This window comes from Pseudomonas sp. SBB6 (assembly GCF_024213215.1).
In the GTDB taxonomy this organism is placed as follows: Bacteria; Pseudomonadota; Gammaproteobacteria; order Pseudomonadales; family Pseudomonadaceae; genus Aquipseudomonas; species Aquipseudomonas donghuensis.
Window position 1 is genome coordinate 81,317 of sequence record NZ_JANAVH010000010.1, and the last position, 21,770, is coordinate 103,086.

17 protein-coding genes are annotated in these 21,770 nt (G+C 66.0%); 10 read left to right on the forward strand and 7 right to left on the reverse strand.

Annotated features, from left to right (window positions below):
* The first annotated feature begins 3 nt into the window (after positions 1 to 3).
* The 5 genes from NLX68_RS19305 to NLX68_RS19325 all read left to right on the forward strand — a co-directional run bounded on the left by NLX68_RS19305 (position 4) and on the right by NLX68_RS19325 (position 5,752).
* Positions 4 to 870, forward strand: a complete 867-nt coding sequence (locus NLX68_RS19305) for an alpha/beta fold hydrolase (protein WP_254285352.1) — start codon at positions 4 to 6, stop codon at positions 868 to 870.
* Between the two features lie 106 nt (positions 871 to 976).
* Positions 977 to 2,827 carry a caspase family protein gene (locus NLX68_RS19310; protein WP_254285354.1) on the forward strand — a complete coding sequence of 617 codons (1,851 nt, stop codon included), beginning with the start codon at positions 977 to 979 and terminating at the stop codon, positions 2,825 to 2,827.
* A complete protein-coding gene (locus NLX68_RS19315; RefSeq protein ID WP_254285357.1) occupies positions 2,824 to 3,711 on the forward strand; it encodes an alpha/beta fold hydrolase in 888 nt (295 codons plus the stop codon). The genes NLX68_RS19310 and NLX68_RS19315 overlap by 4 nt, the downstream gene beginning before the upstream one ends.
* Positions 3,712 to 3,835: 124 nt before the next feature.
* Positions 3,836 to 4,810, forward strand: a complete 975-nt coding sequence (locus tag NLX68_RS19320) for a quinone oxidoreductase (protein ID WP_254285359.1) — start codon at positions 3,836 to 3,838, stop codon at positions 4,808 to 4,810.
* An 18-nt stretch (positions 4,811 to 4,828) separates the two neighbouring features.
* Entirely contained in the window at positions 4,829 to 5,752 is a 924-nt protein-coding gene (locus tag NLX68_RS19325) for a LysR family transcriptional regulator (RefSeq protein ID WP_254285361.1), read from the forward strand.
* On the opposite strand, the gene NLX68_RS19330 is transcribed toward NLX68_RS19325, so the two are convergent.
* From NLX68_RS19330 to NLX68_RS19360, 7 genes are read right to left on the reverse strand one after another with little or no spacing between them, the layout of a single operon-like run.
* On the reverse strand, positions 5,749 to 7,590 hold the full coding sequence (locus NLX68_RS19330) for an ABC transporter ATP-binding protein (protein ID WP_254285363.1): 1,842 nt from the start codon (positions 7,588 to 7,590) through the stop codon (positions 5,749 to 5,751). The genes NLX68_RS19325 and NLX68_RS19330 overlap by 4 nt on opposite strands.
* Positions 7,587 to 8,405 carry an ABC transporter permease gene (locus NLX68_RS19335; protein ID WP_254285365.1) on the reverse strand — a complete coding sequence of 273 codons (819 nt, stop codon included), beginning with the start codon at positions 8,403 to 8,405 and terminating at the stop codon, positions 7,587 to 7,589. Before NLX68_RS19335 ends, NLX68_RS19330 begins: the two co-directional genes overlap by 4 nt.
* 12 nt (positions 8,406 to 8,417) lie before the next feature.
* Complete coding sequence (locus NLX68_RS19340) at positions 8,418 to 9,479, reverse strand: ABC transporter permease (protein WP_254285367.1); 1,062 nt, start codon at positions 9,477 to 9,479, stop codon at positions 8,418 to 8,420.
* Complete coding sequence (locus NLX68_RS19345) at positions 9,472 to 11,043, reverse strand: ABC transporter substrate-binding protein (RefSeq protein WP_254285368.1); 1,572 nt, start codon at positions 11,041 to 11,043, stop codon at positions 9,472 to 9,474. The genes NLX68_RS19340 and NLX68_RS19345 overlap by 8 nt, the downstream gene beginning before the upstream one ends.
* 10 nt (positions 11,044 to 11,053) lie before the next feature.
* Positions 11,054 to 12,229 carry an LLM class flavin-dependent oxidoreductase gene (locus NLX68_RS19350; protein WP_254285370.1) on the reverse strand — a complete coding sequence of 392 codons (1,176 nt, stop codon included), beginning with the start codon at positions 12,227 to 12,229 and terminating at the stop codon, positions 11,054 to 11,056.
* A 9-nt stretch (positions 12,230 to 12,238) separates the two neighbouring features.
* Positions 12,239 to 12,973, reverse strand: coding sequence for a class II aldolase/adducin family protein (locus NLX68_RS19355; RefSeq protein WP_254285372.1), 735 nt, complete (start codon positions 12,971 to 12,973; stop codon positions 12,239 to 12,241).
* Positions 12,974 to 12,985: 12 nt separating this feature from the next.
* Positions 12,986 to 14,044 (reverse strand): ABC transporter substrate-binding protein, encoded by a 1,059-nt coding sequence (locus NLX68_RS19360; RefSeq protein WP_254285374.1) that lies wholly within the window; start codon positions 14,042 to 14,044, stop codon positions 12,986 to 12,988.
* 310 nt (positions 14,045 to 14,354) lie between these two features.
* Here NLX68_RS19360 and NLX68_RS19365 point away from each other — a divergent pair, with 310 nt between their 5' ends.
* From NLX68_RS19365 to NLX68_RS19385, 5 genes are all read left to right on the forward strand, one after another.
* Positions 14,355 to 15,572, forward strand: a complete 1,218-nt coding sequence (locus NLX68_RS19365; RefSeq protein WP_254285375.1) for an acyl-CoA dehydrogenase family protein — start codon at positions 14,355 to 14,357, stop codon at positions 15,570 to 15,572.
* A 31-nt stretch (positions 15,573 to 15,603) separates the two neighbouring features.
* Positions 15,604 to 17,373: an ABC transporter ATP-binding protein gene (locus NLX68_RS19370; RefSeq protein WP_254285377.1), complete on the forward strand. Its 1,770-nt coding sequence runs from the start codon at positions 15,604 to 15,606 to the stop codon at positions 17,371 to 17,373.
* Positions 17,366 to 19,210 carry an ABC transporter ATP-binding protein gene (locus NLX68_RS19375; RefSeq protein ID WP_254285379.1) on the forward strand — a complete coding sequence of 615 codons (1,845 nt, stop codon included), beginning with the start codon at positions 17,366 to 17,368 and terminating at the stop codon, positions 19,208 to 19,210. Before NLX68_RS19370 ends, NLX68_RS19375 begins: the two co-directional genes overlap by 8 nt.
* A 237-nt stretch (positions 19,211 to 19,447) precedes the next feature.
* Entirely contained in the window at positions 19,448 to 20,602 is a 1,155-nt protein-coding gene (locus tag NLX68_RS19380) for an LLM class flavin-dependent oxidoreductase (RefSeq protein WP_254285381.1), read from the forward strand.
* A 12-nt stretch (positions 20,603 to 20,614) separates the two neighbouring features.
* Positions 20,615 to 21,673, forward strand: coding sequence for an ABC transporter substrate-binding protein (locus tag NLX68_RS19385; protein WP_254285384.1), 1,059 nt, complete (start codon positions 20,615 to 20,617; stop codon positions 21,671 to 21,673).
* Positions 21,674 to 21,770: the final 97 nt, after the last annotated feature.

Sequence of the window (21,770 nt, forward strand, 5' to 3'; positions counted from 1 at the left end):
CCGATGAGCACTCCTGCCCCAACCGTGCGCTACCAGTTCGTCGACGCCGACGGCGTTCGCGTGTTCTACCGTGAAGCCGGCGAACCGGGGGCACCGGTGTTGCTCCTGCTGCACGGCTTTCCCAGTTCATCCCACCAGTTTCGCGACCTGATCCCGCTGTTGGCCGCGCACTTTCACCTGATCGCCCCGGACCTACCGGGTTTCGGCTTCACTGAAGTACCGGCCGCGCGCGAGTACCGCTACAGCTTCGATGCCCTGGCGCAGACCCTCGGCGCCTTTGTCGAGGCCCTTAACCTCAAGCGCTACGCGATGTATGTATTCGACTATGGCGCGCCCACCGGCCTACGTCTGGCCGTGGCGCACCCAGAGCGGGTCACGGGCTTCGTGTCGCAAAATGGCAATGCCTATCTTGAAGGGCTGGGCGATGCCTGGGCGCCGATTCGCGCCTATTGGGCCGCCCCCTCGGCCGCCAACCGCAAGACTGTCAGCGACGCTGTCCTGCACCTGGAAGGTACCCGTTGGCAGTACCTGCATGGCGTGACGGACCCGAGCCTGGTCGCCCCCGAGTCCTACACCCTCGATGCGCTGTTGCTGGAGCGCCCGGGCAACAAGGAGATCCAGCTCGACCTGTTCCTCGACTACGCCAACAACCTTGAGCGCTACCCGCAGTTTCAGGCGTTTTTCCGCGAGCACCCGGTGCCTTCGCTGATCATCTGGGGCAAGCATGACCCGTTCTTCATTCCACCAGGGGCTGAGGCCTACAAGCGTGACAACCCCAACGCCGTGGTGGAGCTGCTCGATACCGGCCACTTTGCCCTGGAGACCCATGCGCCGTACATTGCCCGGCGGATTGTCGAGGTGCTGGCCTGAGTGCCCTGCCGGCACCTCGTCGCCAGGCACCAGCGCAGAACTGGATAAGCGCTAAAACGGCCCCATACTGATAGCACTACGCCTTTAACGGATCGGGGGCCGAACCATGAGCCGAAACGTTGGTTTGATTGCCGTCGGAGTGGATCACACTGGTATTCTGGATTCGTTGAAGGGCGCGGCCGCTGGGGCACTGCAATTTGCCCGCTGGCTGGAGGAGCAACAGCAGTTCGGCATCAGCCCGAGCATCAGCGTGCTGACCGATCAGAATGACCTGGTGGTCGAAGCCAAGGCGATCCAGACCGCTGCCCGCGACCTGCTCGCGGTCGGCGGGCTCGACCTGTTGATCCTGTATTTCTCCGGGCACGGCATCGTCAAGAACGGTGCCGATGAACAAGTCTTGCTGTCGAACGTCAAGGACTACCCCGACGAAGCCATTAATATTGCCGCAACGGCGCTCAACGCCCGCCATATTGGCGTACCCCATGTAGTGATCATCTCCGACGCCTGTCGCAATGCGGTTGACCCCTTTGGTTCATTGGGCCAGGTCAGTGGCAGGCCGGCGGTGAAACGCGGTGCGGTGGTCGGCATCAAGCCCGGCAAAGTCGATATCTTCTACGCCACCGAACCGTCACAAACCGCCAAGGAGTACAAAGGCGAAGGCTTCTTTACCAAGGTCCTGCTCGAAGCGCTGCAAAGCCCACCGACAGAAATTTGCGAGACCTGGCCAGGGTCCAGCGTGCCGATCATTCCCACCTGGCTTCTGGAAGACTACCTGTACAACCAGGTGCCGACCCGCGCCCAGCAGCAAACACCGCGCTTCGAACAAACGCCGGACATCATTGTCCAGGCGCGCCAACCGCTGTTCCTCGGCTATGCCAACCCGCCACTAGTCTTTCCAAACCCTTCACCCCTGCCTGGCCCTGGGCCGCTGGACTACGGCCTGCCCGGTGGAGCCGAAGCACCTTACTTTGAACAAATCCAGATCCTGCCGCTTCCCGATCTGTTTCCAGCAGACCTCAGGGTCACCAGCCGTAACCAGGCGATACAACAGGTGGCCAGCAACTTTCTCAGGGAACCCGAAGCGTACATCAGCACCACATTGCTTGAACAAGCCGGCCTCGACGAAGCCTACCAGCGTAACCTGCAGCGCTACACAGCACTCCCCCAGAGCCTGGCGCAAACCGGACTGCGCATCATCGGCAGCCAGGCCGCCACCGTGCTGGTGGCCCCCGGCCAAGCGGCGCCCATTCTGGAAACCCACGACCAGCAGAGCATCATCAGCCTGTCGCCGTCTGCACAGGCACAGTCAGTCATCGTCACGTTCAGCGACGATACCCTGATCGTCTTGCCGGTCATACCCGGCTACATCGGCACAGTCCACGTAGACGAAGGCCTGGTGCAGTCGGTTTCGTTCGAGATGGGTATGACCCTGGCGCAGGCCTTTGCGCAAACCCCGAGCAGCCGCCAGCACCTGCACCACTTGCAAGCACTTGCCGCAGCCTTCGCCAGCAGCGCAAAACTGCGCACCTTGGCCGGGACCCAGGCATCGAGCTTCGCCGATGTCCTGCGCCAGAAAAAACGCCTGGACCCGACCTTGGGCATCTACGCCGCCTACGCCTATCTGCTGGCCGCTGACGACGACGGCGTGCGTTCGGTGCTGCGCTACTTCCTTGACTATCAGGCATCGTCCCAACCGCCCCTGCCCGTGCCGTTCGATGTGGCTTTGCTCGCCGGCGCCCTGGCACCCGGCAAGCGCAAGACACGGCCGCTGATCGCACCGTTCTGCCCGATGATGAGCCTGGGTTGGACAGTGCTGGCAGCCCATGGCAAGAACCAAAAGCTCCACCCTGCAATTCTCGAAGCCGGTAAATACCGGCTCAATACTGAATGGTCGACCTTTCGCCGCCGCGATACCCAGCCGCTTATCGAAGCTTTTCTACAAGGAGAGTTGTCATGAAAGTCGTGTTCATCCATGGCCGGTCGCAACAAGGCAAGAACCCGCTCACCCTGCAAAACACTTGGACCAATGCCTTGATCAAGGGCTTTGAAGACATCGGTTCGCCCTACAATGGCGTGGTCGATGTGGCCTTCCCTTACTACGGCGATCTGTTGTTCGACGAAACCCACCGCAGAGCGCAGAAAGACTTTCAGGTACTCACGGACAAAGGCGCCGACGCCGCGGCACCGGGTGGCGAGGAAGAAGAATTCATGCGCCAGGTCATTTACGACATCGCCAAACAGCAAGGTATCAGCAAGGAGCAGATCAACGCTGAGGCCAATGGCGAGATGCTTGAGAAAGGTGTTCAGAACTGGCGCGGCGTGCTAGCGGCCCTGCGCTTGCTCGATCAGTTGCCCGGTGCCGGCGCGACCTCGGTCGAGCTGTTCACCCGCGATGTGTGGTATTACCTGACCGAAAAAACCATCCGTGACGCGGTCAACACGCTGGTCGATGCACAGCTTCCACAAAACGATCCGTGCATCGTGGTTGCCCACTCCCTGGGTACCATCATTGCCTATAACCTGCTGATGAACCGGCCTGCACGTAGCAACATCAAGGGCCTGGTGACCCTTGGCTCGCCCCTGGGCATTGAGGCCATCCTTAGCCGGCTGCCCTCCAACGGTTCGCCGCGCAAGGCCCCGGATGGCGTGCCCAGCTGGGTCAACATTCGTGACAAACGCGATGTGGTTGCGCTCTACGAAATTCCCGCCGCGCGTTTCAGTGGAGCACCTGCGGTGCAAAACCACAGCAACGCCAGCAACGCCAGTGATAACCGCCACGGCATCGTCGAGTACCTCAATGACAAAATCGTAGCGGGCGTATTACGGCCTTTGCTGGCATAAGCACGTTCAGACGCCCCAACTCGTGCAATGTCTGCAGCAATCAACTGCATGCAAGCCGATTGCTGGACCCTGGTTGAGAAAATACCCTTGAACGCACCTTAACTGTGTTTCAGGATTCTCAACCATGGTCATGCACATCCGCCTCCAGCAGACTGGCGCGTCAAGCGTACTGCAGCTCGAACAGACCACGGCGAAAACGCCCGGGCCCGGTGAAGTCTGGCTCGACCAGGCGGCCATCGGCGTCAACCCGCTGGACGTCAGCCAGCGTAAGGGCGATGTGCGCATCGCCCTGCCCTCGGGCCTGGGCCTGGAAGGCGCCGGGACGGTAGCGGCAATTGGCGCGGGGGTCAGCGGCATCGCTGTCGGCGAGCGCGTCGGCTACGCCACCGGCCCGCTGGGCGCCTACGCCAGCGCCCGGCTGTACCCCGCCGAACGGCTGGTCAAACTCCCGGACACGCTCGGCCTGGAACAGGCCGCCGCGCTGCTGTTCAAGGGTATCACCGCCCACTACCTGCTTCACAGCACCTACCCGGTCGGGCCCGGCACGCGGCTGATGATCTACGGTGCCGCCGGTGCCCTGGGCCAGTTGCTGGTGCCCTGGGCCAAGCACCTGGGCGCGTTTGTCATCGGCGTGGTCTCGAAACCAGAAAGTGTCGCCCGCGCCCGGGCCGCCGGCTGCGACGAGGTGCTGGTATTCGACGCCGCCACCCTGGCTGCGCAGGTGCTGGAACTGACCCAGGGGCAGAAACTCGATGTGGTCTACGACCCGATTGGCCGGGTGTCGTTCGAGGCCTCGCTGGACAGCCTGCGTCCACGCGGGTTGCTGGTGTCCTGCGGCATGGCTTCGGGTGCACCGCCGGCCATCGAACTGAGCACCCTCAACGCCAAGGGCTCGTTGTTCATCACCCGCCCGTCGCTGGCGGCGCACACGGCAACGGCTGCCGAATACCAGCAACGTGCCGGGGAGGTGCTGGCGGCGGTGGCGGCAGGTATCATTCGCCCGCAGATCTGCAAGCGTTATGCCCTGGTCGACGCCGCCATGGCCCATGAAGACCTGCAATATGGACGTTCACAGGGCGCGATCATCCTCACGCCCTGACCTACCGAGGTAGCCCCGATGGACCCGTTCGACAGTCGCCAGGCCGATGAGCTTGCCACCCTCCTGGCGCTGTTCGAGCAAGGCTCGTTTGCCGCCGCCGGGCGCACGCTGCAGCGCCACCCCTCGGTGCTGTCCAAACGCCTGGGTGCGCTGGAGCAGCGCCTGGGCATTCGCCTGGTCGAGCGCACCACCCGCCAGTTGCGCTTTACCGATGAAGGCGCACGGCTGGTGGAGCGCCTGCGCCAGGCCGCAAACCTGATCAGCGAGGCCGAACGCGAAGCAGCCCAGGGCGCTACGCAGATTCGCGGGCGGCTGCGCATCGCCCTGCCCTCGTCCATGGGCCGCCTGTGGCTGAGCCCGATGCTCGCCGAGTTTGCCCTGGCATTTCCCGAAGTGTCACTTGAGACCGAATACGCCGAACGCTTTGTCGATATCGTTGCCGAAGGCTTCGATGCTGCGATCCGCATTGGCGAGTTGGCCGACAGCCGGCTGGTGGCGCGCAAGCTCTGTGAGCATCGGCGCATCCTCTGCGCGGCGCCGGCCTACCTGCAACAGCACGGCCAGCCGCAAACACCGGCCGACCTCGCCCACCATAACTGCCTGGGTTTTACCGGGCTGCGCTCGTACCCCGAATGGCGCCTGGCAGGCTTTGGCCAGCAGCAGACGGTAAAAGTACGCGGTTCGCTGGTCAGTAACGACAACGAAGCGCTACTGGCCGCCGCGCGCGCTGGGGTCGGCATCCTCGCCGGCGGTGACTGGCTGATGCAGCAGGACCTGGACAGCGGCCGCCTGCTGCCGGTGCTGCCCGACTGGCAACTGGATGCCGACGCCGGCATCTACCTGGTGCGCCCGGGCGCCCGCTACAACAGCGCCGCGACCCTCGCCTTCAAGCAGTGGATCGAGGCGCGTTTCGCCAACGGCGCGCCCTGGCGCAGCCGCTAAAGCGCTGCTGCCAATCTCGGCGTATGGGCCAGCAGGCTCTGGGTGTAGCGGTCTACCGGCCGGTCGAGCACCTGATCCACAGGGCCCTGCTCGACGATGCGCCCTTGCTTGATCACCACCACCCGATCGGCAATCGCCCGCACCACACCCAGGTCGTGGGTGACGAACACCAGGGTCATGCCCTCGCCTTGCAGTTGCTTGAGCAAGGTGAGGATCGCCGCCTGGACTGAAACGTCCAGTGCCGAGGTCACTTCATCGCAAATCAGCACGCTCGGCTCGCACACCAACGCGCGGGCAATCGCCACCCGCTGGCGCTCGCCGCCGGACAGCTGGTGGGGATACTTGTCGGCGACCGAAACCGGCAAGGCCACCCGCAGCAGCGCCGCCTCGATACGCGCCCGGCACGCCTGGCCCTTGAGCTTGAAGAAGTGCTCCAGCGGTGCCTGCAGACATTGGCCAACAGTCTGCCGGGGGTTCAAGGCCCGGTACGGGTTCTGGAAGATGTACTGGATGCGATGGCGGGTAGCGCTGGGACGTTGCCGGGCCAGCAGGCTCAGCGCCTGGCCCTCGAAGCGCAGCTCACCCGTAGCGTTGTCGCCCAGGCCTGCCAGGGTACGGGCCAGGCTGGTCTTGCCCGAGCCGGACTCGCCGACCACCGCCAGGCACTCCCCCGCCTGTACGTCCAGGGCCAGGTCGAACAGCACCGGCCGGTCGTAGGTCAGGTTCAGCTTGCTGATCGCCATTAACGGTGCCTGATCCGCCCGCGTCGCCCGTACCTGCGGCGCCGCTGTCGGCGCCAGCGCCTCAAGCTGCGGATGCAGGCAAGCGACCTGTTGCCGGGCCTCAAGCGTTTGCAAGCCCGGCTCCCCCTGCTCGCAGGCCGCCGTACGCCGAGGGCAGCGCGGCGCGAAAGCACAACCGTTGGGGCGCTGGCCCGGTGCCGGGGCATGGCCCGGGATCGCCTGCAGCGGGTGCTGGCGGGCAACGTCCGGGATCGCCGCCAGCAACCCCAGGGTATAGGGATGGCTGGGCCGGGCGAACAGCCGTTTGCGGCTGGCCATTTCGACGATGCGTCCGGCATACAGGACCAGCACCCGGTCGACCAGCTCCTTGATCACCGCCAGGTCGTGGGACACGTACACCGCCGCCACGCCCTGCTCTTTGCACAGCCGGCGCAGGGTTTGCAGGATGTGCGCCTGGGTGCTGACGTCCAGGGCCGTGGTCGGTTCGTCGAGCACGATCAAGCGTGGGCGCAGGACGAACGCCAGGGCGAGCATCACCCGCTGCTGCTGGCCGCCGGACAGTTGATGGGGGAAGCGCTGCAGAAACTGCGCGTCGCCGGGCAGGCCGACGTCGACCAGGGTCTGTTGCAGGCGCTGTTGTTGCGCGGCTTTTGGCAACTGCGGTTCATGGGCGTGCAGGGTTTCCAGCAGCAAAGGGCCGATGCGCAGGGCCGGGTTCAGGGCTTGCGCCGGGTCCTGGGCGACATAGCCGATCAGCCCGCCACGGGCCTGGCGCAGGGGCTCGCCGTGTAGCTCGAGCAGGCTGACCTCGGCAACCTGGATATGCCCTGCGGCGATGCGCGCACCGCGCCGGGCATGGGCCAGCAAGGCGGTGGCCAGGGTGGTCTTGCCCGAGCCGGACTCGCCGACCAGGCCGAGGATTTCGCCAGGGTCCAGGGTGAAGTTGATGTGGTCGATGATGTCGGCGCTTGTGTTGAGTTCAACCCGCAGGTTTTGCACTTGCAGGGCCGGCCTCTCGCGGGTCAAGCCCGCTCCCACAGTGGAACTGCATGCAGGCTTGACCCGCGATGGGGCCAGTGGGGCATGTGAATTCATCGACGTTCTCCCGCGCTGTGCCGGGCAATGCCTTCGGCGAAGATATTGGTGCCGTAGGCGAACACCCCGATCAGCAGCGCCGGGGCCAACACCGCCCAGGGCTGGACCAGCAGGCCAGCCTGGTTTTCATTGATCATCAGGCCCCAGTCGGCGGCCGGTGGCGCCACGCCGTAACCCAGGTAGCTCAGGCCCGAGAGCATGCCAATGCCCCAGGTGAGCATGTTGCCAAAGTGCACCAGCAACGGCGTCAGCACATTGGGCAATATCTCGCGCAAGAGGATGCGTGTGCGCGAAAAGCCCATCATCTGCGCCGCCTCGACGAACTCCTGGCTGGCCACCGCCACCGCGCTGCCACGGGCCAGGCGGATCACCCCGGGGGTGAAGGCGATGGCCACGGTGAACACGATCAACCACGGCGCCCGGCCAAGCATCGAGACAATCAACAGCACCAGGATCAGGTCGGGAAACGCCAGCCAGACATCCGCCAGCCAAGTGATCGCCTGGTCCAGGCGCTGGCGCGACAGGCCGGCCAGCAGGCCCAGCACGGTGCCGACAATCAGCGCGATGGCGGCCGCCGCCAGCGACATCCACAAGATCGACAGCCCGCCATTGAGCAACCGCGACAGCACGTCATGGCCAAGAAAATCATGGCCCAGCGGCGCGTCACTGGCCGGAGCACCGTATACCCCGCCGACCATGTCGGTGGGCGCATGGGGGGCCAGCCAGGGGCCGAACAGGGCCAGGAGGACGATGGCCAGGGTCACCAGGGCGCCGCGGCGAATCTGTGGCTCACGCCACCAGCGTGCATAGAACATGGGCTATTCCTCTCAAGGGGCTTTGGCCGCCGGGCGCCGCCACCAGCTCTGGATGCCGCGGCGGTTGCGCTGGATCAGGGTGGCGCGGCGGGCGGTGCGCAGTTTCGGGGTAAGCAGGACAGTGAGCAGGTCAGCCACCAGGTTGATCAGCACCACCCCGAGGGTGATGACCAGCACCACGCCCTGCACCAGCGGCAGGTCGCGCATCTGGATCGCGCTGTTGAGCTGGGTGCCGATCCCCGGGTAGCTGAAGATCACCTCGGCCAGCAACGCGCCGCCGATCAGGGTACGCAATGTCAGGGCCACGCCCTGGATCGCCGGCACCAGGGCATTGGGCAAGGTGTGGCACCAGACGATGCGCCATTCGGCAATGCCGCGCAGGCGCGCCGCGCTGACGTAGTCCGAGTCCAGCGCTTCGATCATCGAGGCGCGGACCATACGAGCCAGGTACGGCAGCGACGACAGGCTCAGGGCGAAGATCGGCAGCAACAGGTATTCAAGCTGCTGCCACAGGGCCTTGTCCGGATCGAGAATCGACACCGCCGGCAGCAGGTTGACCTGGGGCATGGAGAACAGCAGCACCAGGCCGATGGCCAGCAGAAAGCCCGGCGTGGCCTTGAGGAAAATCAGCGCCGACAGGCCAAAGCGGTCCAGGCGGCTGTCGCGGCGCAGGGCCAGGCTGACGCCGATGCTCAAGGCCAGCGGCACCACCAGCACCAGCACCCCGGCCAGCAGCGCCAGGGTATTGCCGAAGCGGCTGAAGATGATCGCCGCCACCGGCTGGTTGGAGTCCAGGGAAATCCCCAGGTCGCCGCGCAGCACCTGGCCGAGCCAGCTGAAGTACTGCACCAGGATCGGCCGGTTCAGGCCCAGTTGCTCGCGCAGGGTCAGCACGCTTTCCAGCGGTGCCTCAGGGCCGAGGATGACCCGCGCCGGGTCCGAAGGCAGCGCCTGGGTGGCGATGAATACCACCAGGCTGATGACCCAGGCGGTGAGCAGGCCGTAGCCCAGGCGGCCGATGAACCACGGTAACCAGGCCGGGAGCCGGGAAGTGCGTGCGCAAGGTTCAGGCATGGTTCAACCACAGGCTGTCAAAGCGCCAGGAGGCGAAAGTGGTCTGTTCGCCGTGCAGGCCGCCGACCTTGCTGGAGGCGGCATCGAGCACGTCGGTAAAGCCCCAGATCAGCAAGCCGCCGCGCTGGTGCTGGATGGCCTGGGCCTCGTGTACCAGTTGCTTGCGCCGCTCAAGGTCAGGCTGGCCGAGGGCCTGGGTAAACAGGTCGGAGAAACGCTCATCGCGAAAATTGCTGCGGTTGTAGATCGCCAGCGGTGCATCGTTGTGCAGGCCGGTGGCCAGGAAGCCACGGGCCGGCGTTGAGCCTGGCGACATCAGCCACTGCTCTTTCTGCGGGCCGTTGAACACCGAGCTGTCCACTGGCGTGACCTTGACTTCGACCCCGGCCTTCTTCGCCTGCTGGGCGAACACCAGGGCGGCGTTGACTTCGTTGGCAGTGGTGGTCAGCTCGACCCGCAGGTCGCTAGCGCCGGCCTGGCGCAGCAGCGAGCGGGCCTGGTCGAGGTCATAGCCGCGCTGGGCGATGGCGTGGTTGTAGGTCGGGTCCTGCGGCGAGTACAGGTCGTTGGCGATGCGCCCGAAACCATTGAGGCCACGGCCGATCAGCTCCTGACGATCGGCCAGCAGGCGGAAGGCCTGGCGCACCCGCTCGTCCTGGAACGGCGCCTTGGCGGTGTTGAGGTTAAAGCCGCTGAACGAAGTGCTCGGCGACACCACCAGTTGCAGCCGCGGGTCGGCCTTGATCAAGGCGCTGTGCTCGGCCTGCACGCCGCTGGCAATATCGATCTGCCCGGCACGCAACGCCGCGACCCGCGACACCTGGTCCTTGAACTCGATGATCTCCAGCTCGTCGGCATACGGCTGGTTGGGTTTGAAGTAGTTCTCGAACCGGCTGAACAGCGCGCGCTGGCCCGGCACGAAGATTTTCAGCCGGTAGGGCCCGGCCCCCACGGGGTTGCTCACCGGGTGGTAATCGGTCGGCACGATGCCGCCGAAGGCGATCAGGGTTTCATCCAGCGGGAAGAAACTGCGGCCCTGCTTGAAGCGGATCTCGATGGTGCGCTCGTCGAGCTTGCGTAAGGCCTGGCGGTCGATGGCGCCGACCAGCCCGGCAAACGGCGAGGCCAGTTTTGGATCGGTCAGGCGCAGGATCGAGAACAGCATGTCATCGGCGGTGATGCTCTTGCCGTGGTGGAACTCCAGGCCCGGCTTGATGCGGATGGTCCAGGCGCTGGCATCGGCGTTGGGCTCGGCGAATTCGGCCAGGCCCAGGCGCGTGCTGACGTCGTCGTTCCACTCCCAGAACTTGCTGTACAGCGCCCAGCCGCGAATGATCCCGCCGCCAGACGGCTTGTGCGCATCGAGGTTGCCGGCCTGGTCGCCGTCGATGATGCCGACGCGCAGGCGCCCGCCACGCACCGGCTGGGTCGGCCGGGCGATGGCTGCGCCTGCGGCCGGTTCAGCACCGCCGCAACCTGTGAGCAGGCTGGAGCCGAGCAACAGGCCGCCACCGACGGCCAGGCTGTTGCCGAGGAACACCCGGCGGGAAAATGCGTTTGGCATGGGCAACTCCTTAAGCCGGTTCGGCAACCGTGCGCGCACTCAGGCGCGGAATGTCGAAACCGTGGTCCAGGTCGAGCAAGGGGAACAGCAGGTCGGCGACCCGGTGGGCTTCATCGATCAGCGGAAAGCCCGAGAGGATGAACGCCGAGGTGCCCTGGGCTTGGTACTCGCGAATCCGTTCGGCCACCTGCTCGGCGCTGCCGACCAGATAGGTGCCGGCCGCAGGGCCGAGGATGTTGAAGCCGAACAGGCTCGGGCCGGTCCAGACGTTGGGGTAGATCTCAAGCTCGCGGGCCGTGGGCAGGCGGCCGTCGCGGATGCTCTGCACATTGCGCTGGATTTGCGGATTGTCGCTGGTGAAGGTCTCCAGGGTCTGGCCCGCGGGCAGTTGGCGTTCGATGGCGGTGCGGGCGGTTGCCAGCGAGGTCTGTTGCAGCAGCTTTTCAGCGTGGGCCCAGGCCTCTTCTTCGGTTTCGCGGACGATGATCTGCAGGCGCGTGCCGAAGCTCAGCTCGCGGCCGATCTTCGCGGCCTCTGCCGCTACCCGGCGGAACTTGTCGCCCAGCCTTGGCGGGGTGTCGGCGAAACTCAGGTAGACATCCAGCAACTGCACCGAATGGGCCACACCCGGGCCGGAAGTGCCCGCCCCCCACAGCGGCACGGAGGCGCGTTGTGGCGGATGCCAGCCGCCCAGCGGGTGACGTGCCGCCGCAGCCGGACGTGGCGCCAGCTTGACGTACTGGCCGTCAAAGCCTGCGGTTTCACCGGCATAAATACTCTGGAAGGCGCGCCAGTACTCCAGGCTGAACTGGTAGCGCTCATCGTGCGGGTAATGCACGCCCAGTGTGGCCAGGCCGGCGTCGCTGCCGTTGACCACGTTGAACAACAGGCGGCCGTTGGAGAACTCATCAAAAGTCAGCGCCCATTTGGCCAGTACCGCCGGCGACAGCTCGCCCGGATGCTGGGCCACCAGAAAGCGCAGGCGCTCGGTGGCGTCGATCAGCGCAGCGGCCACCGCCAGGCTCTCGTTGGGGCTCGAGCCCAGCAGCGAGCCGTAATAGCCTAGGCGGTCGCTGGCCACCGCCAGTTGCTTGAGGTGGGCGAAATCGGTTTTCCAGCGTCCTTGCGGCTCCCACGGATAGGGACCATCGGGGCTGGTGAGGTACCAGAGAATCTTGACAGCCATGGTCTTTCCTCAGGCGCGAATGCGGTCGGTGGCGGGAATCAGGCCCAGCTCGTTGGCCTTTTCGATCAGCTTGCTCATCCGCCATTGCTGGGTGAGCACGCCCGGGCCGAAGGGCCGCGAGCCGCCGATGGCTTCGGCCAGCAGTTGCAGTTGCGCCCCCTCCTCCAGCAGCACGATAAACTCGGCGGTCGCGCGCAGGCCCTGCTGGCCCCAGACCGTGGCGCCACCGTTGGCTTCGAGGATGGCCGGGGTGAACGGGTTCTCGGCCAGGCGTTCGAGGATGAAATCGACCTCGTCCTGGCGCCGGTCGATGTAGGTCGGCAGCTCGCGGGCCAGCTGGAAGCGCTGCACCGGCACATAGTTGAACGGCAAGGTGCGTTGGGTCTGGGCCCAGGCTCCCAGGTACGGCGAGTGCACATGGGACACCGTGGTGATCTGCGCCTGCTCGCGGAACAGCTTGGCGTAACGGCCCAGGCCGCCCTTGCCCTGGCCATGCACCAGGTTGCCGGCCAGGTCGCTGACCGTGGCCTGCAGCGGTTTGCGGTACTCCCACGGCCCCGGGTAGTTGACCGACACCAGCAGCTCGCGGCCCGGTACCCGCTCGATAAAGCCGACGGTGCCGTTGGCGGTGATGGTGTTGGTTTCGCGGAACACGGTGAAGGCCTGCTCGGCCTCGTTGATCACCTGCTCGATGAAGGTTTTCAGTTCGGCATCGATCAGGTGGTCGCTGGTCAGTACAGTCATGGCAATGCTCCTTTAAGCGCGGGCGCGGCGTTCGGCCAGCAGTTGTTGGGCGGCTTGCAGTGGACGCGGGTCGACCCAGTCGGCCAGGGCAAAATCGGCTTCGAGAAAACCGTGCAGGTTGAGGAAGGTTTTCTGGATGTCGAGGTAGGCCAGGCGCTCGGCCGAAAGGTCCGGGGCCAGGGTGGTATGAAAGTCGCCGCGGTAGGCTTGATCGACGCCTTCGGCGCCGGCGCGGGTTTCGTCCTGAAGGATGCGCAGCAGGCCGTCGCGGTTATCGCGGGCCCAGTCGGCGGCGCGCAGGGTCTGGGCGAGAAAGCGCACCACCAGCTCGAAGTGATCGTCGAGCAGGCTCTGGTGCACGGTGATCGGCCGTGGCGTGCCGTTGTTGATGCGCAAGCGTGGGTCTGCGATCCGGTCCAGGTCGATACCCACCACCAGGCCCAGGCGCCGGGCAGCGTCGGCGGCGGCAGCGCCCTTGACGTAGACCGCATCGACCTCGCCGCGCACCAGGTAATCCAGGCCCGACCACAGGCGCTGCAACCCCTGCTGCGGGGTCGGTGCATCGTCCTGGGACTGCAGCGCCACTTCCACCAGCTGGACATCATCGAAGCTCAGCCCGGCCAGGCTCAGGGCACCTTTGTAGCCGTGCAGGCTCATGGCCCGGGCGATGCTGCCGGGGCGGTTGGCGCCCCAGGCCGGCAGGGCCAGGCGCTTGCCTTTAAGGTCGGCGGCGCTGCGAATGCCTGAGTCGGGGCGAACCAGGATGGTCTGCCACTCCTCGATCCAGGTCAGGCCGATCAGGCGGCTCGGCGCACCGGCGGCGCGGGCGGCCAAGGCCGGGACATTACCGCCCTCGCGAAACAGCCCGGGCAGTTGGTGATCGTAGTGGTGATGGCCCAGTTGCCGAGCTTCCTGCAGGGTGTGTACCGGCAGGCCGTCGGCGGCGAATTCTTCCGTGAGCCAGCCCAGGGTATAGGCGATGCCGGAAGCGGTCGGCACCGGGCAGCGGGTAAACCAGAGTTGCTCAAGCGAAGTTGCGGTGGGCAGCGGCAAGGTGGCGGCGATTGTCATGGGCATGCTCCATCAAGCGGATCGAATCGGCCAGGTGGCCTTTGCCTGAGGTATTGCAGCGCCCGTGCCAACTCGGCAAAGCCCTGATTTCATTGGGCTTTGCCCTTTGTCACAGGCATCGACTGCTGATCTGCCAGCAGTTGTGCCGCAGCCCTGCTGCTGCCAGAGCAACAATCACCCGCCGATTGCTGCTCCAGCAACACCCGGCCTTGGCAAACGCTGCGCAAGCCTTGCTGCGCGGGGCTTTGCCGCCACTGGCACAGAACCTGCTCAAGGCCCTGGGTACCTGTTCATTCAAGGAAGCCCTATCGTGAGTACTCTGCCCCGTCGCCTGCACAGCCCCGCCCAGGCCATCGCCGCGGCCCATGAGATTGCCGAGGCCATCGCCGCCCTCGCCGCCGACCCGTTGCTCAACCGCGAACTGCCCCGGCGCCAGGCGCAGTTGCTGTCCGACAGCGGCATCACCGCCATCGGTGTACCCGCAGCGCTGGGTGGCCTGGGCGCGTCGGTAGAGACCATCGTTGAAACCGTGCGGATCATCTCCCGCGCCGACGGCGGCGTCGGCCAGTTGCTGCAGATTCACAACGTGATGCTGCGCGGCGTGCTCAGCGGCTATCCGGATGAAGTGCGCGATCGCGTGGTCAGCGACGTGCTGGCCGGCAAGCGCCTGGGCAATGCCCTGGCCGAGGTCGGCGGCAAGAACAAGTTCGCCCTCAAGACCCGGGTCGAGCGCCGCGCCGATGGCAAGCTGATCCTCAACGGCAGCAAGTTCTACTCCACCGGCGCCTATCTGGCCGAGTGGATCTCGCTGACCGCCGCCAGCGATGACGGCGGCGCCGGGGTGCTGCTACAGCGCGACACGCCCGGCCTGACCCTGGTCGACGACTGGGACGCCTTCGGCCAGAACAATTCGGTCAGCGGCACAGTGATCTTCGACAACATCGAACTGGACGAGCGTTACGTGCTGCGCCGCCAGGGCCCAATGAAGCGCACCGGCCTGACCTTCCCGCAGATCCTCCACGCCGCCATCGACACCGGCATCGCCGCCGGCGCCTTGCAGGCCGGCATCGACTACCTCAACCAGCACGCCCGGCCGTGGGTCGAGAGCGAGGTGGAACGGGCCAGTGACGAGCCGCATATCATCCGCCAGATCGGCGAATACGCGGTGGCCCTGCGCGCCGCCGAATCGTTGCTGCGCGACGCCGCGCGAACCTTCGACGCCCATGAGCGGGAGCCGGATAACAAGGCCCTGCAAGATGAGCTGATCCTTTCGGTGGCCACCGCCCGCGCCCATGCCGATGGCGCTTCGCTGAAGATCTCCAGCGACATCTTCTCGCTGCTCGGTGCCAGCTCCTCCTTGAGCAAGTGGAACCTCGACCGCTTCTGGCGCAACGCCCGGGTGCACACCACCCACGACCCGATCCGCTGGCGCCTGCACCACGTCGGCAATTACTACCTCAACGGTATCGACCCGGGCGAATACACCGCCATCCTCAATGCCAAGCAAAAGGCCGGCGCCAGCCGCTGAGCACACACGTTCCTTCTGCCGCGAGTCCTTCATGAGCCCTCGACACCCGCTGCTGCGCAGCCTGGCGATCTACCGCGAAATGCCCTGGCGTTTCGCCCTGGTCGCCGGGCTGTTCGTTTCCATCAACCTCGGGCTGGTCTGGCAGCAATGGCTGATCGGCCACGCCCTCAACGAGGTCAGCGCCGGCACTGCGGTGCAGCGCCTGGCCGATGGCAGCCTCGACAGCCAGCGCGCCTGGCGCTGGTTCTGGCTGATCCTCGGCGTGGCCCTGGGCCGCGCGCTGTTGCAGTACGCCGCCGCCATCGGCTCGCTGATCCTTGGCCAGGCATTGCTGACGCGCCTGCGCGAACGCCTGCTCGAACAGGTGTTGCGCCTGCACCTGGGCTATCACTGGCAGCATGGCATGGGCGAGATGGTCACCCGCACCACCCGCGATGCCGACAAGGTTCGCGATGCGCTGGTGAGCTTCTGGCGGCAATTGATCGAAACGCCGCTGGTGGTGCTGGCCACCGTCGGCCTGTTGACCTGGTACGACCCGTTACTGGCACTCGGGCCGTTGCTGCTGACGGTGCTCGGGGTGTGGATTTTCGTCCTGCAGACCGAGCGCCTGGTGAGCCTCGACCGCGCGGTCGGCGCCGCCTACGACCGGGTCAACCAGGACCTGGCCGAAGGCATTGGCGCGGTGCGGGTGATCAAGTCGTTCGGCCTGCAGGCCCAGCGCATCGCCGGCTTCGAGCGCCAGGTTGTGCAGTTCAGCGCCCTGGCCCGCCAGGCCCTGGCCTACGCCAGCTCGCGGATACCGCTGCCGCAGGCGGTGGTGGCGCTGGGGCATGTGTGGATACTCGTGATGGGTGCACGATTGGTCGCAGAAGGCCGGATCGGCATTGGCGAACTGGTGACCTCGCTGCTGATCGCCACCACCCTGGTGTTTCGCATCGAAGGCATTGGCCGGGTGATGCAGACCTTCGCCGACGCCCGCGCCTCGGCCGGGCGTATCTGGCAGTTGCTGGATGCGCCGGCGCTGATTGTCGGCGGTAGTCGGCGCTTGCCCGAGGGGCCGTTGGGGCTGAAGCTGGAAAACGTCAGTGTTGCCGCCCCCGGCGGTGGCCAGGCGATCCTGCGCCACTGCTCTTTCCAGCTGGCGCCGGGTGAAACCGTCGCTTTGGTCGGCGCCACCGGCACCGGCAAGAGCCTGCTGGCCAGCCTGTTGCCACGCCTGACCGATGTTGCCGAAGGCCGTGTGCTGCTCGGCAACGCGCAATCCGGCTGGCAGGACATGCGCGACCTGGACCTGAGCGACCTGCGCCGGCGCGTGCATGTACTGCCACAGGAGAGCTTCCTGTTCGCCGACAGCCTGGCCGCCAACCTGCGCCTGAGCGCACCCGGCGCCAGCGATGAACAACTGCTCCAGGCCCTGCACCAGGCCGCCGCCGAGGATATCCTCGAACGCCTGCCCGATGGCCTCGACAGCCCGCTCGGCGATCGCGGCGTGACCCTCTCCGGCGGCCAGCGCCAGCGCTTGTGCCTGGCCCGGGCATTGCTCGCAGCGCCCGCCATCCTCTGCCTGGACGACGCCACCAGCGCCCTCGACGCGCACAGCGAAGGCCGAGTGCTGGACAACCTGCGCCGGCAACCACAGGCCACCACCCTGCTGTTGATCGCCAGCAAGGTTTCCACCGTGCAACGCGCCGACCGCGTGCTGCTGCTCGACAACGGCGCCATCGCCGACAGCGGTACCCACGCGCAACTGCTGCAACGCAACCCGACCTACCGTGACCTGCTGGGGATCGACCATGGCTAAGCCACTGCCGGGCAACGCCCTGAGCGATATCGAAATCGAAGAACTGCTGGCCAAAAAAGCCCTCGACCGCAGCATGTTCCAGCGCCTGCTGCCGTTGCTGCGGCCGGTGCGCAAGCAGATCGCTTGGGTGATTGTCCTGGAGCTGGTGCTGGTGTTCACCGTGTTCCTGCGCCCTTGGTTCGTCCGCGAACTGCTCGACCGCGGCCTGATCCACGACGGCAACCGCTGGCTGCTCGACCAGCCACTGGTGCTATGGCTGGGGTTGGGTCTGGCGGCCAGTTGGCTGGGGCGTTTTCTGCTTGCCGGGGTGTCGCAGTACATTGCCGGCAGCGCCGCCATCGGCGTGCTCAACCAGTTGCGGGTGCGGGTGTTTGCCCATGTCCAGGCGTTGAGCGTCGGCTACTTCGATCGCACCCGCGCCGGGCGCATTATTTCCCGCGCCGACCGCGACGTCGATGCCCTGGAGCCGCTACTCATCCAGGGCCCGCCGGAGCTGCTCGGCGCCCTGCTGCGCTGCAGCCTGGCGGCGGTGATGTTGTGGCTGATCGAACCGCTGTTCTTTTTCAGCCTGATCGGTAGCGTGCCCTTGCTGCTGGCGGCGACCTGGGCCTTCAAGCGCATCGCCCAGCGCAACTGGGCCAAGGTCGCCGAACAACGCAGCCGCTTTACCGCGCACCTGGTCGAGAGCGTCAGCGGCGTGCGCCTGTTGCAGCAGACCGGCCAGCAGGCGCCGAACCTGGCGCGGTACCAGCAGTTGCTGCACGCCTTCAACACCGCGCTGATCGTCGGCAGCCTGCGCTCGGGCTGGTTCGCGCCCTTTACCGCGCTGCTCACCGCCGCCGGCATGGCGGTGCTGGTGCTGGTCGGCGGCTACAGCCTGGCCGAAGGTACGGTCACGGTCGGCCAGGTGGGCGAAAGCCTGTTCTACGTGATGCTGTTCCTCGGGCCGTTGCAAGAGCTGACCGACCTGTTCGAACGCTACGCGACCGGTTCCGCCTCGGCCCAACGGATCTTCCTGCTGCTCGACACGGCGCCGCAGATCCTCGACCCGGTTACCCCGGTTGACCTGCCCCGGGCCCGTGGCGAGGTGCATTTTCAACAGGTGCAGTTTGCCTACCTGCCACAGCCGGCCCGGCCGGTGATCGACGGCCTGGACCTGCGCATTCATGCCGGTGAAGTGCTGGCGATCGTCGGCCCGTCCGGGCATGGCAAAAGTACCCTGGTGCAGTTGCTCACGCGCTTCTACGAAGTCGACCGGGGCGCAGTGACCCTCGATGGCGTCGATATCCGCCAGCTCAGCCAGCAACAGTTGCGCCGCCATGTGGGTGTGGTGCTGCAGGACAACGTACTGTTCAACGGCAGCATTCTCGACAACCTGCGCCTGGCCGCACCTGCTGCTGATGATCAGACCCTGATTGGCGCGGTGCGCGAGCTGGGTGCCGACGAGGTGCTGGAGCGCCTGCCGCATCGCTTTGACACCCAGGTCGGGCCGCTGGGCAGTCACCTGAGCCAGGGCCAGCGTCAACTGGTGTGCCTGGTGCGGGCGTACCTGGCCGACCCGGCGGTGCTGGTGCTGGACGAAGCCACCTCGGCGGTCGACGTGCACACCGAGCGGCGCATCCAGCGAGCACTGCGACGGCTGTGCGAGGGGCGCACGGCGATCATCATCGCCCACCGCCTGGCGACCATCCGCGATGCCGACCGGATCGTGCTGATTCGCGAGGGCAAGCTGGTGGAGCAAGGGCCGCATCAGCAGTTGCTGGCCAAGGGTGGCGATTATGCGGCGTTGTATCGGCGTTATCAGCACGGTGCCGAGTTACAGGGGGAAGCTTGCTGACAAGCAGGAAGGCTTTGCCTTCCATCGCCGGCAAGACCGGCTCCCACAGTGGATCTGTGTACACCAAACCTGTGGGAGCGGGCTTGCCAGCGATGCTGTTGTGCTGCAACCGCCGCAGCCACTGCTGACCCGCTGCTGCCCTGGCAACACCCTTGCGCTCAACCCCCAGTGATTCCGGGCCCGCGCGGCGTGGCATGGGCGTTGCACCAGTGTCCTCACATCCACCGAGGAACAGCCATGAGCACCGAATTCTTCTGGCGTCTGCCCCTGGGCACCGACGGCCCGCAATTGAGCACCGACAAGCACAACCGTGGCAGCTTCAGCCGCACGCCCGGGCATATCGCCCCCGGCCAGTTGCAGGACGGCAGCGCCGACGGTTTCACCTACATCGACTACATCGCCCAGGTGGCCAAGGCCGCGGAGCTTGCAGGCTTCGAAGGCGCCCTGCTGCCCACCGGCCCCGAGCCGTGGATCGCCGCCGCGGCCCTGGCCCGGGAAACCCGTCGGCTGCGCTTTCTGATCGCCTTCCAGGCCACCTGGACCCTGCCCGCCTATGCCGCCCAGCAGGCTGCGATCCTCCAGCACCTGAGCCACGGGCGCCTGGACTGGAACATCATCACCGGCGGCAACCCGGCCAGCCAGCGCGCCCAGGGCGATTTTCTCGAGCATGACCAGCGCTACCAGCGCACCGGCGAGTTCCTCGACATCATCGCAGGGCTGTGGAACAACGAACGCTTCTCCTACGACGGCGACATCTACCGCCTGGAGAACGGCGCGCTGCCACCGCACCTGGGCAACGAGCGCAAGCCGGGGGTGTACTTCTCCGGGTTCTCCGACCCGGCACTGGACGTGGCCGCCCGCCATGCCGATGTCTACCTGAACTGGGCGGAACCAGTTGAGCAGCTCAAGCCGCATATCGAGCGGGTGCGCGAGCTGGCCGACAAGCAAGGCCGCACGGTGCGTTTCGGCCTGCGTGTCGACCTGTTCGCCCGTGAAACCGAAGACGCCGCCTGGCGCGACCTGCGGCGCCAGTTCGACAAGCTCGACGGCAAGCCCAGCGCCATCGCCAAGGCCTTCACCAGCGCCAGCGACTCGGTCGGCGGCGCGCGGCAAACGGCCTACCACCAGAACATCCAGCGCTTCGACGACCTGATCATCGGCCCCAACCTCTGGGCCGGTTTCGCCAAGGCCAAGCCGGGCCCGACCGTGGGCCTGGTGGGCAGCCACGAGCACATTGCCGAACGCCTGGCCGAATACCGCGACGCCGGCTTCTCGACCTTCATCCTGGCCGGCAACCCGCACCTGGAAGAGGCCCTGCGCATCGGCCAGGAGGTGCTGCCGCTGGTGCGTCAGGCACCGCTCGCCGCCCTGCCCCTGACCGCTACTGCCTGACCGGAGCCTGACATGAGCACACCCCTCGACACCCTCTGGTACACCCACAGCCCGGTGCCCACCGGCCTTGGCATTGCCGTGCAAAGCGGGCGCCTGGCCGAAGCCTTCCAGCCGCTGGGCACCTCGATCCAGTCGCTGCGTGAATCCAGCGAGCGCGAAGTGCGCGAAGCCCATTACGACCATCACCTGCGCAACTCGGTGCGCCACGGCGGCAACATTCCGGCGATCTGGGCCTACGCCAGCGGCGTGCAGACCCGCGTGCTGGGTCTGAGCTGGGCCGATGAGGTGCAGTTGATCCTGACCACCGAAGACAGTGGCGTGCGCACGGTTCGCGACCTGAAGAACCGCCGCTTCGGCTTGCCGAAATGGGCCAACGTGCAGATCGACTTCACCCGCGCCCAGGCCCTGCGCGGGCTGGAGAACGCGCTGAAACTCGAAGGCCTGAACGTCGCCGATGTCGAGCTGGTCGACTACCCCTATGGCGGCACCCACAGTGATGAACAGGTCGCCCATGTGCATGGCGCGGCGGTGACCCTCGGCGTCAACCGCGTCAGCCGCCGTAACAACGAACTGATCGGCCTGCTGCGCGGCGATATCGACGCGATCTTCCTCAAGGGCGCCTCAGCGCTGCAACTGGCCCACGAGTTTGGCTTGCGGGTAGTGATCGACACCGGCTCCCACCCTGACCCGCTGATTCGTTCGAACAACGGTACGCCGCGCACCTTGACCGTGGATATCAACCTGCTGGAGCAGCACTTCGGTGCCTGCAAGCGCATCGTTGACGTGCTGCTGCGCACCGAGCAGTGGGCCTGGGCCAATGCCGATGAAACCCGGCGTTATCTCGCCCGTGAGCTGAATACCAGCGAGTACTGGGTGGCGGCGGCCTATGGCGAGGATGCCCATCGGCGCTTGCGCACCACCCTCGATAGCCGCTCGATCGAGGCGCTGCAGGATTTCACTGATTTCTTGCATCGCTGGGACTTTATACCGCGGCGCTTCGATGTGCGTGAGTGGATTGATTTCAGGGTGCTGGAGGCGGTGATCGGCTCCACTTCGCGGGTGGCGACCTGAGGTTTTTTTGGGCTGCTTTGCAGCCCATCGCTGGCAAACCAGCGCCCACAGGGTTCGCGATTGCTGCTGGAGCAGCAGGCATTCCACACCGCCCTGC